Annotated in this window: 12 protein-coding genes; 1 reads left to right on the top strand and 11 read right to left on the bottom strand. The window is 47.8% G+C overall.

Features of this window, described 5'->3' with window-relative positions; translation table 11 throughout:
• Window positions 1-15 precede the first annotated feature (15 nt).
• From rodA to leuS, 8 genes are all read right to left on the bottom strand, one after another.
• Window positions 16-1,122, bottom strand: coding sequence for a rod shape-determining protein RodA (rodA, locus tag Q4Q49_RS13650; RefSeq protein ID WP_259522240.1), 1,107 nt, complete (start codon window positions 1,120-1,122; stop codon window positions 16-18).
• Window positions 1,119-2,975, bottom strand: a complete 1,857-nt coding sequence (gene mrdA / locus Q4Q49_RS13645) for a penicillin-binding protein 2 (protein WP_311999590.1) — start codon at window positions 2,973-2,975, stop codon at window positions 1,119-1,121. Before mrdA ends, rodA begins: the two co-directional genes overlap by 4 nt.
• Window positions 2,976-3,036: 61 nt before the next feature.
• Window positions 3,037-3,507: a 23S rRNA (pseudouridine(1915)-N(3))-methyltransferase RlmH gene (rlmH, locus tag Q4Q49_RS13640; RefSeq protein WP_006082752.1), complete on the bottom strand. Its 471-nt coding sequence runs from the start codon at window positions 3,505-3,507 to the stop codon at window positions 3,037-3,039.
• Window positions 3,507-3,836 carry a ribosome silencing factor gene (gene rsfS / locus Q4Q49_RS13635; RefSeq protein ID WP_106651371.1) on the bottom strand — a complete coding sequence of 110 codons (330 nt, stop codon included), beginning with the start codon at window positions 3,834-3,836 and terminating at the stop codon, window positions 3,507-3,509. Before rsfS ends, rlmH begins: the two co-directional genes overlap by 1 nt.
• A gap of 107 nt (window positions 3,837-3,943) precedes the next feature.
• Complete coding sequence (gene nadD, locus Q4Q49_RS13630) at window positions 3,944-4,591, bottom strand: nicotinate-nucleotide adenylyltransferase (protein WP_311999589.1); 648 nt, start codon at window positions 4,589-4,591, stop codon at window positions 3,944-3,946.
• Window positions 4,592-4,615: 24 nt separating this feature from the next.
• The gene (gene holA / locus Q4Q49_RS13625) at window positions 4,616-5,647 is read right to left on the bottom strand and encodes a DNA polymerase III subunit delta (protein ID WP_311999588.1); all 1,032 of its coding nucleotides are present in this window, start codon (window positions 5,645-5,647) and stop codon (window positions 4,616-4,618) included.
• Window positions 5,648-5,700: 53 nt separating this feature from the next.
• Window positions 5,701-6,195 (bottom strand): LPS assembly lipoprotein LptE, encoded by a 495-nt coding sequence (gene lptE, locus Q4Q49_RS13620; RefSeq protein WP_006086960.1) that lies wholly within the window; start codon window positions 6,193-6,195, stop codon window positions 5,701-5,703.
• 100 nt (window positions 6,196-6,295) lie between these two features.
• Window positions 6,296-8,875: a leucine--tRNA ligase gene (leuS, locus tag Q4Q49_RS13615; RefSeq protein ID WP_006082747.1), complete on the bottom strand. Its 2,580-nt coding sequence runs from the start codon at window positions 8,873-8,875 to the stop codon at window positions 6,296-6,298.
• Between the two features lie 121 nt (window positions 8,876-8,996).
• Here leuS and Q4Q49_RS13610 point away from each other — a divergent pair, with 121 nt between their 5' ends.
• Entirely contained in the window at window positions 8,997-9,497 is a 501-nt protein-coding gene (locus Q4Q49_RS13610; RefSeq protein WP_311999587.1) for a zinc ribbon-containing protein, read from the top strand.
• A gap of 98 nt (window positions 9,498-9,595) precedes the next feature.
• On the opposite strand, the gene Q4Q49_RS13605 is transcribed toward Q4Q49_RS13610, so the two are convergent.
• The 3 genes from Q4Q49_RS13605 to lnt form a co-directional block, all read right to left on the bottom strand.
• On the bottom strand, window positions 9,596-10,255 hold the full coding sequence (locus tag Q4Q49_RS13605; RefSeq protein WP_006082745.1) for a methyltransferase: 660 nt from the start codon (window positions 10,253-10,255) through the stop codon (window positions 9,596-9,598).
• A gap of 198 nt (window positions 10,256-10,453) precedes the next feature.
• Entirely contained in the window at window positions 10,454-10,957 is a 504-nt protein-coding gene (locus tag Q4Q49_RS13600) for a prepilin-type N-terminal cleavage/methylation domain-containing protein (protein WP_311999586.1), read from the bottom strand.
• A 10-nt stretch (window positions 10,958-10,967) separates the two neighbouring features.
• Window positions 10,968-12,542 (bottom strand): apolipoprotein N-acyltransferase, encoded by a 1,575-nt coding sequence (gene lnt, locus Q4Q49_RS13595; protein ID WP_311999585.1) that lies wholly within the window; start codon window positions 12,540-12,542, stop codon window positions 10,968-10,970.
• Window positions 12,543-12,544 lie beyond the last annotated feature (2 nt).

The following is a 12,544-nucleotide window of genomic DNA, read 5'->3' as shown; positions in this document are numbered from 1 at the left end:
AAAAGTCCCTAAAAATTATCTATCTACGAAACGTCTATGGGTATGAATGCTCATAAGAATGCCAAACCCTGTCATCAATGTCAGCATGGAGGTTCCACCATAACTGACAAGGGGCAGTGGTACACCTACCACGGGCAGGATACCTGAAACCATGCCAATATTCACAAAAACATAAACGAAAAAGGTCAGCGTGATACTACCGGCGAGCAGTCGAGCGAAACTGGTTTGGGCGCGTGAAGCGATGACTAAGCCGCGGCCAATAATATAAAGGTACATAATTAACAGTAAGATACTGCCAATTAAGCCAAATTCTTCACCGATCACCGCAAAGATAAAATCGGTATGACGTTCAGGGATAAATTCAAGCTGTGACTGAGTGCCGTCGAGCCAACCTTTGCCCCAAAGTCCGCCGGAGCCAATCGCGATTTTCGACTGAATAATGTGATAACCCGCCCCCAATGGATCTTGCTCAGGATCGAGTAAGGTTAATACCCGCGTTCTTTGGTAATCGTGCATCAAGAAATACCAAAGAATAGGCAGGAAGGCGAGTACTGCCGCGATAAAACCGCCGACAATGATCCAACTCATGCCCGATAAAAACAACACGAAAATCCCCGATGCGGCCACCAGAATCGAGGTACCAAGGTCGGGTTGTTTAGCGATAAGTAGAGTCGGCACCAGCAAGATCACCGCCGCACCCGCAAGATAGCGTTTCTTCGGCGGCAGAGGGAACTTACTGATATACCAAGCCATAGTGATGGGGAAGGCGAGTTTAATCAGCTCTGAGGGTTGAAACTCCATAAAGCCTAAGTTCAACCAGCGCTGTGCGCCTTTGTTGATTTCACCGAAAAAGTGCACCCCAAGCAGCAAGACAATCCCCGCCAGATAAATGGGTAAGGCCCAGCGTTTAAGCGCCTCAGGATTGATTTGCGCCATAGTGAACATGATGCCGAGCGACAACACCATACGGAACAGCTGCCGCTCCATCATCTCTAAATCTTCGCCGCTGGCAGAATAGATGACGAATAGGCCAAAGCCCATCACAGCCAATAGGCCGAGCAATAATGGCAAGTCTATGTGCAAGCGTTGCCAGATGTTTTGATATTGGCTATGGGTACTCATGGTTGCGGTTTCCAAGTATCTCTAAGCATATATTCATCGAGCATGGCGCGAGCGACGGGGCCAGCATTTGCGCCGCCCCAACCTGCGTTTTCCATCACGACGGCGAGGACGATTTTAGGATCTTCGAAGGGCGCATAGGCCACAACTAAGGCATTATCGCGGAAATGTTCGGCAATTTTACTCGCATCGTATTTGGTATTTTCTGCTACGCCAATAACCTGCGCCGTACCGGTTTTCATCGCGGCGGTGTAAGTGGCATCGGTGAAGCGTGATTTATTCGCCGTCTGGCGCATCGCTTCGTTGATGATATTCCAGTTACGGGGACTATTAAGCTCAATCGGCGGTAACTCATTAATCGGTGAGTCAATCTTGGCCGTATTGTCTTTAATGGACTTCAGCAGATGCGGCGGAAAACGACGGCCTTTGTTAGCCATGATCCCAACGGCATTCGCCAACTGTAATGGGGTTGCCGTCCAATAACCTTGGCCAATACCGACGGAAATGGTATCGCCTATGTACCAAGCTTGATTGTACTTTAAGCGTTTCCATTCTTTGGATGGCATGTTGCCTGAAGATTCTTCAAAGATATCGATTCCGGTATTTTGACCAAAGCCAAATTGCTCCATAAAACGGGCAATATGGTCTACCCCAACTTTGTAGGCGAGTTCGTAGAAGAAGGTATCGCAGGATTCGGTAATGGCACTGTAAACGTTAACCCAGCCGTGTCCCCAGCGTCTCCAGTCACGGTACTTACGTTCGACACCGGGAATTTGCCAAAAACCAGGGTCCCACACACGGGTGCTCTCGGTAATGACTTTTTCATCAAGCCCTAAAAGTCCGAGATGTGGCTTAATGGTTGATGCTGGCGCATATTGGCCTTGGGTTGCACGGTTGATCAAAGGTCGTGATTTATCATTGAGCAAGGCGCTGTAATCTTTGTTATTAATCCCTTGCACAAATTGGTTTGGATCATAGCTTGGACTCGATACCATAGCTAAAACCCCACCATCACGGGGATCGATTGCGACAATAGAACCACGCAAACCTGTGAGTAGCTCAACCGCTTTTTGTTGCAGCTTGAGATCTAAGGTCAGGTAAATATCTTGTCCCGGCTCTGGCGGTACTATTTTTAAGGTACGAATTGCGCGGCCGCGGTTGTTCACTTCTTCTTCTAAGTGACCCGGTTTGCCATGCAGTAGGGACTCATAAAACTTTTCAATGCCTTGCTTACCAATGTCCTTGGTGGCCGCATAGTTTTTCCACAGATCGCTGCGCTCTAACTGGGCTCTGTCTCGGGTGTTAATCTTGCCAACATAACCCAGCACATGGGTGATTTGCGCGCCGTAGGGATAATTACGCTTCAGACCCGCTTCGACGGAAATGCCTGGGAATTTATGTTGGTTAACACTAAAAATCGCCACTTGCTCTTCGGTGAGCTGGTTTTTGAGCGTCAGGGGTTTGAAGCGGCGATGAAGTTTCAGCGCTTCGGTAAAGGTTTCGCGTTCATCTTCACTGATCTCAATTAACTTGCCGAGCTCATCTAAGGTCTCTGACATGTTACTGATTTTTTCAGGAACCAGATCGAGGGAATAGAAGGGTAAGTTTTCGGCTAACAGCACGCCGTTACGATCGTAAATGAGGCCGCGACTAGGAGCAATGGGAACAACACGAATGCGATTATCATTCGAGCGAGTTGCATAATCCTTATAGGATTCAACCTGTAAATGATAAAGGTTGGTGACTAATACGCTTAATAGGGCGAAAACGCAAAAAAAAGTGAATAGCGCTCGGCGCTTAAAAAGAGACGCCTCGGCGGCGTGATCATGCATTGTTATCCGCTTTTTTGGCGACACTTATGCTATCTCCGGCTGATCCCATGACGGGTGGTTGACACTCGTTAACATCAAGATCCCGCTATTCTCTATGGTAGGGGTGATTCGTGTTCACGCTCCACGCGCGGTACAAACTTTCGGCGACTACAACCCTAACTAAGGGATGAGGTAAGGTTAATGCCGATAGGCACCAACTTTGGTTTGCCGCTTCTTTGCAAGCTGGCGCTAATCCTTCAGGTCCGCCGATCAGTAAACTGACGTCGCGACCATCGAGTTGCCATTTAGTCAACGCGGTTGCAAGCTCGGGGGTCGTCCAGTTTTTTCCGGGGAGATCTAAGCTAACAATATGATTGCCTTTGGGAATGGCCGCCAACATTTGTTCGCCTTCTTTTTGAAGGATCCGGACAATGTCGGCATTTTTCCCCCGCTTTCCAGCGGGTATTTCGATAAGCTCCAGCGCCATATCACGGGGAAAACGGCGCTGGTATTCTTCGAAACCACGGGTAACCCAATCGGGCATCCGTGTTCCTACTGCGATGAGCTGTAACTTCATCAGTCTTGCTTTTCTGACCAGAGCTTTTCAAGCTGGTAGAAATCACGGGTTTGATCTTGCATAACGTGCAGGATCACATCGCCCATGTCCACAAGAACCCATTCGCTGCTTTCGCGGCCTTCAACACCTAAAGGTGGAATACCGGCTTGCTTCGCTTCAACCACAAGGTTTTCAGCGATAGCTTTAACGTGAGTCTTTGATGTACCTGAACATATGACCATGTAGTCAGTGATATTAGATTGCTTGCTGACATCCAGAACAACAACGTCTCTGGCTTTTAAGTCGTCGATCTTGTCGACAACAAACTGTTTTAATTCCGCGCTCTGCACGCTGGCGTACCTCATTAATTTTAAATAGCGCGGTAGTATACCAGTGTTGCTTGCCGGAATACATTGCCATTGGCAGTTGAGTGGGCGATATCTGCTTACGTTTCGAGCTAAGGTAAGTAAAGTCGTTGATTTTGGATGTAATCTAGCGTGACGGGCATGAGTAAATCGGCGGGGATTTCGCCTTTTGCCAGTTGCTCACGAATGTGCGTCGAGGAAATATCCTGTGGCGTAATTGTCACAGGGAAAATCTGCCCACCATTTCTATGGGCGGGGTTAGCAGCATGCTCTGCGAGTGCTTGGGCTTGACTGCGGGCCGTTAATATTTGCTGCATAGGATGCTCGGCATCGAGCTGCCAACCCGGACGCTGGCAGACAACGAGTTGTGCAAAGTCGAACAAGCGTTGCCACTCATGCCAGCTTTGTAATTGGATGAAAGAGTCCATCCCCATGATAAAAAACAGTTCGTCTTTAGGATGTAAGGCTTTCAGTTGCTCAAGGGTGATAACTGTGTAGGAAGGCGTGTCGCGCTTTGCCTCGATATCGCACAGCTCAAAGCCATCAAGCTGCGAGCAGACATCGGCAACCATCTTGAGGCGCTGCGCTGTGGTTAAGTTAGGCTGCTGTTTATGGGGCGGAATATGGTTCGGCATCAGCAGGATTTTATCCAAGGCTAATGCGTGTTTCACTTCCATCGCCGGACGGATATGACCATAGTGTATCGGGTCGAAAGTGCCGCCTAAAATACCAATGCGCATATCAACTCTTTGGTTAACTTATGATTAGTCTATGGCTATATGTGCCAGATGCCGATGGGCTCTAGGATCAAATAACAGACACAGGTGGCTCAGCCCAGTCCAATCCTCTTTACCCTGCTGCTTTAAATTGAGCTCAAGTTTCGAAGCGAGGGCGAGCATATGTTCGAGTTGTTCAAGGCTAAGTCGTTGCAGCGCCGCTTGATACAGTGGCTTACGCTTATCCCAAATACGATGCTTACCCCAGAGTGCACTCAGTGCAACGCCTTGGGCTTGCTCGCATTTTAAATTGAATAACAAGCCGAGCTCTTTAAACAAGGCCCACAGCAGGATAGGTAAGGCTGTGCCTTCGCCATTGAGCTGGGCCAGCATGTGCTGCGCGCTATCCTGTTTATTATTCAGTAATGCATCCGTGAGTTGAAATACAGTGAAGCGCGATTGATCTTCAAAATAGTGGCTCAGTTCATCGGCACTGACGGGATTTGTTGGGCTTAGGAGTTGCAGCAACTGCATGGCTTGATCGGCAGCCAGTAAATTGCCTTCATACAGCGAATGCAGCATAGCACGCGCATCCGGCTGCAGATTGAGCTTAAAGTGCTTGATGCGGCCATCGAGCCAGCGCATAAACTGATCGCCCTCAGGCGTGGCGCAGGGCAGATACATGCCATGGGCATCTAAGGTCTTAAACCATTTACTGTTGGTTTGCTCTGTGGCGAGCTTTGGCCCTTCGATAATCAACAGCATATCGGGATTGGGCGTCTGCAATAGGGCTTGCAGTGTGCTTGAGCCTTCGGCACCGGGCTTAGATTGTGGAAGGGTTAACTCAATCAGACGCTTACTGGAAAACAGGCTCATGGCCTGCCATTCCTGAGTCAAGTCGTTCCAATTAAAGCCCGTCTCTTGAATGAGTTGGACTTTTTCATCGAATCCCTGACGCTTGGCGAATTGGCGGATCTGATCTTTGGTGGTTTCAATCAACCAAGGATCATCACCAAAAATCAGATAACAAGGAAATAATTGGTTAAGGTGGCGGGAGAGTTGATCGGGATAGACTCTCATTTAGTCGATTATCCGCATTGAGTAGATTATCCGCATTGAATTGATGGCCCGCATTAATTCACCTCAGTACTGGCCATCGCTTGCAGAATACGATCCGCAGCTTGGATACGCATTTCCTTCGTCAGCAATTCCATTTCACGACTCTTTGCCAATGCGGTACGGGGATCGTCTAAGTAGTCGCGGCGAATTTCAACCTTGAAAGGCTGGGCTTCTTTGCCCGGCAATGCCACAGCAAATTCGACTAAATAAATCAGCTCATACTCGGCGACGTTACCCGTGGGATACAAAGATAAGGTCGAGCGTTCAAGGGAGTCGGTGATTAACCTTAATACTGGAACGTCATCGGCGGCGTCGACAACTTGGATATTATTCAAGCGCAGACGCTCTCGTACTAAACGGGTGAGTTCGCTGTATTCATCCGCGCTGCTCAAACTCAAATGATTGAGGACATCGGGGATTTGATAACTGCGTTGAAGCTTAAAACCGCAACCGGCGCTAGTCATAATCACTAGTGCCATGATTGCGAAGCATATGCGTTTGATTAGCATAGATTTCGCGGTTTCCTATTCGTGGTATACCCTGCGGACTTGAAGTTGCAGCTATGCTGCAACTTCAATAGCTTTGAGTATAGCGAGTTATTAGCAGCCGTTAGTTAGCCACTATGCTAAGCAGTTTGCCCGGCACATAGATCACTTTACGCACCGTCAGGCCGTCTAGGTATTTGATCACATGCTCATCACTCATGCCTAAGGCTTCTACTGATTCTTTATCAGCATCGGCTGCCACTGTGATTTTTGCGCGAACTTTACCGTTAACTTGCACAACGATGAGCTTGCTGTCTTCAACTAGCGCCGCTTCGTCAACGACTGGCCATTGGCTGTCTTCGATGTTGCTTGCATTGCCTAACTCGTTCCACAGGTTAAAGCTCACATGCGGAATGATAGGGTACAGCAAACGCACTATGGCCGATAAGGCTTCGCCGATAATGGCGTTGTCTTGACCTGTGGTTTGTGGCGCTTTTTGCAGATGGTTCATCAGTTCCATCACGGCGGCAACCGCAGTGTTAAACATCTGACGGCGGCCGATATCGTCGGTCACTTTAGCGATAGTCTTGTGGACTTCACGGCGCAGCGCTTTTTGGTCACTTGTTAACGTGCTGACATCTAAGGCTTCGCTGTTATCTTGGTTCACATGCTCGTTTGCCAATTTCCACAGACGTTTAATGAAGCGGTGTGCGCCTTCAACGCCAGACTCTTGCCATTCCAGAGTTAATTCTGGTGGTGAGGCGAACATCATAAATAGGCGAACGGTATCGGCGCCGTATTTTTCAACCATGACTTGAGGATCGATACCGTTGTTTTTCGACTTAGACATCTTGCTCATGCCGGTATAAACCAGCTCATTGCCGTCTTTGTCGATAGCCTTAGTAATGCGGCCCTTGTCGTCTTTTTCTGTGGTCGCTACATCTAAAGGAGAAACCCATACACGGGCGCCTTTTTCGTTGATGTAGTAGAAAGCATCGGCCAACACCATGCCTTGGGTCAGCAGTTGTTTGGCTGGCTCGTTAGAGTTAACCAGACCTGCATCACGTAGCAACTTGTGGAAGAAGCGGAAATATAACAAATGCATACACGCGTGTTCGATACCGCCAATGTATTGATCCACAGGTAGCCAGTAGTTGGCTTTAGCAGGATCTAACATTTCGTCTGCATGCGGGCTGCAGTAACGGGCGTAATACCAAGACGATTCCATAAAGGTATCGAAGGTATCGGTTTCGCGCAGCGCATCTTGACCGTTGACTTGGGTTTTTGCCCATTCTTTATCGGCCTTTATTGGGCTTTGAATACCGTCCATCACCACATCTTCTGGCAGCAATACTGGCAGTTGATCTGCTGGCGTTGGGATCACAGTGCCGTCGGCTAAGGTCACCATAGGGATGGGTGCGCCCCAATAACGCTGACGTGAAACACCCCAATCGCGTAGGCGATAGTTGACTTGGCGCTTGCCTTTACCTTCGGCGACTAACTTGTTAGCGATGGCATTAAAGCCCGCTTCAAAGTCTAAGCCGTCGAACTCTCCCGAGTTAAACAGTACGCCTTTTTCGGTATATGCGGCTTCGCTGATATCAACGTCGCCATCAACTGGCTTGATCACAGCTTCAATCGCCAGGCCGTATTTTTTCGCAAATTCGAAGTCACGTTGATCGTGGCCTGGAACTGACATCACAGCGCCTGTGCCATAGTTCATCAACACAAAGTTAGCTGCCCAAATCGGGACTTGCTTACCAGTGATAGGATGAATGGCGAAAAGCCCTGTAGCGACACCGCGTTTTTCCATAGTCGCGAGTTCGGCTTCTGATGTTGTGCTGTTTTTGCACTCATCGATAAAGGCGGCAAGCTCAGGATTGGTGTGCGCGGCGATTTCAGCCAATGGATGACCTGCGGCAATCGCCACATAAGTCACGCCCATTAAGGTATCTGGACGCGTGGTATAGATATCGAAGCTTTTATCGTGGCCTGCGACGCCGAAGGTCATTTCTACGCCTTCGCTGCGACCAATCCAGTTACGTTGCATGGTTTTGACCTGATCTGGCCAACCATCTAAGGTATCGATATCGTTTAATAATTCTTCTGCATAGGCAGTGATCTTAATGAACCACTGTGGAATTTCTTTTTGTTCCACAGGGGTATCACAGCGCCAGCAGCAACCGTCTTGAACTTGCTCGTTCGCCAGTACGGTTTCATCGTTTGGACACCAGTTGACTGAAGCTGTCTTTTTATAGACTAGGCCTTTCTCGTACAACTTAGTGAAGAACCATTGTTCCCAGCGATAATATTCTGGGGTACAAGTGGCGATTTCACGGCTCCAATCGTAACCAAAACCCAGCAGTTTCAGCTGGTTCTTCATGTACTCTATGTTTTCATAGGTCCATGGCGCAGGCGCAGTCTTGTTGTTAATCGCGGCATTTTCTGCGGGCAGACCAAATGAGTCCCAACCGATAGGCTGGAGCACGTTTTTGCCTTGAAGACGTTGAAAGCGTGCAACTACGTCACCTATGGTATAGTTGCGTACGTGTCCCATGTGGAGTCTGCCAGAAGGGTACGGAAACATCGAAAGGCAATAAAACTTTTCTTTGTTTGCGTCTTCAGTGACTTCGAAGGTTTTGTTGTCATGCCAGTGCTTTTGCACTAAGGCTTCAATTTCTGAGGGATTATATTGCTCTTGCATCACTCTATTTCCGGCAGTGCCGCCTATTATTTGATCTAACGCCATATCAGCGCGAGTAAGATCTGCATAGAATAAACTAGAAGCGATGCATTAAAAAGGTTCGTATGAAGGAGTATTGGTTATGAATGATAGAAGTAACGTGTTACTAGGACTGTATCAAGCCTTAATTACCGAAGTGAAAGCTCAATTTTCAGAAGATAACACGCTGACTGTAAAGAACTTATTTAACTCTGTCACTCAAGGTAAGGAGTTTTTACGTCTTAAACAACAGGCTGGAGAAGATGAGCTCGCTTTAGTAGAACAATTCTTAAAACGTGATATTACCAGTTTTCTTCGCGAGCAGAACGCCGATAGTCTGAGCCACAGCCAAACTGTGATTACTTTGGAGAATACGCTTTGGCATTGGTTGGGTGAAATAACCGATCGCAGCCAAGTGGAATGGCATGAATTAACGCAAGATTTTAAGCAAAATGGTTATTACAAAAGTGGCGACATAGTAAGTCAGGGCATCATGGTATGCACTAACTGTGGCAATGAAATGAGTATTGAATTTCCGAGTCCCATCCCTGATTGCCCAGAGTGTGATCACGAAGAATTTACCCGCGAGCCGCTAACGCCTTAGTCGCGTTAACGATCTTATTTCGTTAAAACGACGCATCTGCGTCGTTTTTTTTGCTCAATTAAACCGAAATCACCGCTATCTTGGTTAATCAGACAATATCAACTGTTCGTACGACAGTAACTGAGGATTTGGCCACCGAAAGGCGCCAATAAGAATTCAGTGTGAATGGGTTTATGTTGTGTGTGTTCGTAACCTAAGGTGACCATACGTTTACTGAATTTGGCATGATTACCACGACCGGGATCAACCAAGACCACATCGCAAACCGGTTTAGCATGCTGCTCAATAAATTGTGACAACAGATCGGCATGTTCTTGTTCGTACAAGAGATCGCTACCAATGATCAGATCAAATAAGCCTAAATTCGTTTCTGCATCAGCCCAGCCAGTGCGCACAAACGGGATCGCCCGACCATGATTTAAATCGACATTCTGCTTAAGGAAATTTCCTGATTCTGGGTGATAGTCGGTTGCTGTGATATCGGCGTGCCTATGGTTGAGCACTAGACTCGCGAGCCCAATACCACAGCCCACTTCAAGAATACGTTTATTGCCAATTTTGTAGTCTGCCATGTGGTGCGAGAGCACTTGGCTCGATGGCCAGACTATGCCAAATAACGGCCAAGTTGCGGAGGAAATACCGAGCTTTTCGGCTTCGCCATCTATGTCGTCAAATTCCTGATTGTCTCTTAGGGTTCTGACATGAATATCGAGATCGCCAAACTCGTGGGTTTGGTAGCGCACGCGAAGCAGTGCCATAGAGTTGCCTTGATGTGTAGCTTGGTTAAGGAACGAGGTAATGGTACCAATCTATTGGCTATGCAGACACAGTAACAGCAACAGTAACTATGATTGGTATAAGGCCACGTCTAATCGTTCACCTTAACGTGTAACGCGCAATCAGCCTAATCTATTCGCAGATAATTGTGGGATAACACAGGTTAACTGAGTTTCAGCCTAACAACCTTGGGAGTTGATATCGTATTGCGGAGCAGTGCTGGCGTCGCTAGCTTGGGTGTAGCGGAAATAACATTGACCGTCATTCACTAAGGTGTCCCCGTTAAGATCATATCCTATGTAAGTGATATCAACGCCTTGATATTGAATGATGAGCTTTTCATCTGAGGTGATCCATTTTTCCATGTCGGTATTATCGAGATAACCCCATTTTAATCTGGTATCTGGCGTGCCATCGCCATTGAGGTCGATATCAATAATATCATCGCGGCCTGCAACGGCTTGGCTTCGCAGGCTGGGCATTTGCGTTTTGGAGTAGGCCAGTGTGTTGGCGGTTTTTACGCTGGCCTGTAATTGGCTCAAGGTTTGTACCCGAGCCTCTTTACTCAAACCGATAAATTTAGGCGCGGCAATCACTGCCAAGATCCCAAGTACAATAATCACCACGACCAGTTCAATCAAGGTAAAGCCAGCCGCATCTTGTTTATTGATTGGGTAACGCATGGTCTTGATCCTATTGCGCTTTTACACGTCGGCCAAAGCCGAGTAATACCAGTAAACCACAGAGCAGTAGTAGGGGTGTTTGACCTAATTTTGCGAACCAAGTTTGGCCTGTGACCAAGGGAATGGTTGCGCTTAGCACACCTGTTTCAAACTGGGGTAAGGATGCTGTGATATTGCCATGTTCATCGACTACCGCAGTCACGCCATTGTTGGTTGCCCGCAACAAAGGGCGCCCCAATTCAACTGCGCGCATTTGGGCGATTTCCATATGTTGTAATGGGCCGTTTGAACTACCAAACCAAGCGTCATTTGAGACAGTTAACAGTATATCTGTCCCTTGATTAACACTGTCGCGTAATTGCTCTGGGAAGGCAATTTCATAACAAATCGCGGGCGCGATTTTATGGCCTAGGGCACTTAGATTTGGCTGTTGATATTCGCCTCTGGCAAAGGAGGACATAGGCAAATTAAAGAAAGGCGCAATCGGGCGAAGTAGCGCTTCAAACGGCACAAACTCGCCAATCGGCAACAGATGGTGTTTCTTAAATTGATTGCTACCATCGCCCTCATAGTCAGGGCCAGCTTGTTGTTTCTGATTATGATTACCAAGCACAATTAATGAATTATAAAACTCATTGTTTTGATGGCTGATAATGCCAGTGATGATTGACGTATGGTTTAGATTGGCGACTTTATTGGCGTTATCTAAAAAGTCCTGCACCATAGATTCTGGCGCGGGAACTGCCGCTTCTGGCCAAATAATAATATCGGCATCAAAATGTTCGCGGGATAAATCCATGTATTTTAATAGGGTTGGCCACAGGGCGTCGGGTTCCCATTTCATGCTTTGGGGAATATTGCCTTGCACCAGTGCCACTTTAACATTTTCACCCGTAGGATGAATGTTGGAAACCTTAGGTGCAGCCCAAACTGCCAGAATACTGAGCGGCAGTAAAAGCAGTAAACTCTTATAACGCTTAGTAAAACAAAGGGCTAATGCACCTGCTAGCATGGCCAGCACAAAGCTTAACCCTAGTGCGCCTATGATACTGGCAAGGGGTTTAAGCGGCCCTTGGGTTTGCGAGTAACCGGCCCATAACCAGGGGAAACCTGTCATCACCCAGCCACGAGCCCATTCGGTCAAGGTCCACAGGGCGGGGAAGAGGGCGAGATTACGCCAAAGGCTAAACGTGGTTTCGCCATTTTTACAGAGCGTTTTAGTTAACCAAGCCAGCGCTAAACCTGTTAGTGCCGGATATAAGGCTAAGTACAAAGCCAACAAGGCCATCAAGCCTATGGAGGCGATGAGCGGCATACCACCAAAGGTATCCATACTCACATGTACCCAGCTGATCCCTACGGCAAAACAGCCAAACCCAAAGCTTAACCAATAGTAAAAGCTCGCCTTAGCGTCAAGCGCTCGGCTATGCCAGAGGGCAATCGCCATGGCAAACGGATAGATTATCCAAATGGAATAGGGCGCAAATGAAAGCGCCGTACTGGCGCCAAGGGCAAATGCCAGTACGAGTCTCAAAGCACTAGGTCGGGACTTTTGTTGGGCAAAAGCCCGGATTTGTTTTAGCACGA

It is taken from the genome of Shewanella sp. SP1S1-7 (assembly GCF_031932105.1).
In the GTDB taxonomy this organism is placed as follows: Bacteria; Pseudomonadota; Gammaproteobacteria; order Enterobacterales; family Shewanellaceae; genus Shewanella; species Shewanella baltica.
Note: the sequence above shows the minus strand (reverse complement) of the source record. Positions and strands in the feature narration are given on the sequence as shown.

Coding starts and splice junctions, on each gene's coding strand:
- nadD (WP_311999589.1), bottom strand. CDS start 4,591: ATGCGCATTGGTATTTTAGGCGGCACTTTCGACCCGATACACTATGGT.
- rodA (WP_259522240.1), bottom strand. CDS start 1,122: ATGAGTACCCATAGCCAATATCAAAACATCTGGCAACGCTTGCACATA.
- lptE (WP_006086960.1), bottom strand. CDS start 6,195: ATGCTAATCAAACGCATATGCTTCGCAATCATGGCACTAGTGATTATG.
- Q4Q49_RS13610 (WP_311999587.1), top strand. CDS start 8,997: ATGAATGATAGAAGTAACGTGTTACTAGGACTGTATCAAGCCTTAATT.
- leuS (WP_006082747.1), bottom strand. CDS start 8,875: ATGCAAGAGCAATATAATCCCTCAGAAATTGAAGCCTTAGTGCAAAAG.
- rlmH (WP_006082752.1), bottom strand. CDS start 3,507: ATGAAGTTACAGCTCATCGCAGTAGGAACACGGATGCCCGATTGGGTT.
- Q4Q49_RS13600 (WP_311999586.1), bottom strand. CDS start 10,957: ATGCGTTACCCAATCAATAAACAAGATGCGGCTGGCTTTACCTTGATT.
- holA (WP_311999588.1), bottom strand. CDS start 5,647: ATGAGAGTCTATCCCGATCAACTCTCCCGCCACCTTAACCAATTATTT.
- Q4Q49_RS13605 (WP_006082745.1), bottom strand. CDS start 10,255: ATGGCACTGCTTCGCGTGCGCTACCAAACCCACGAGTTTGGCGATCTC.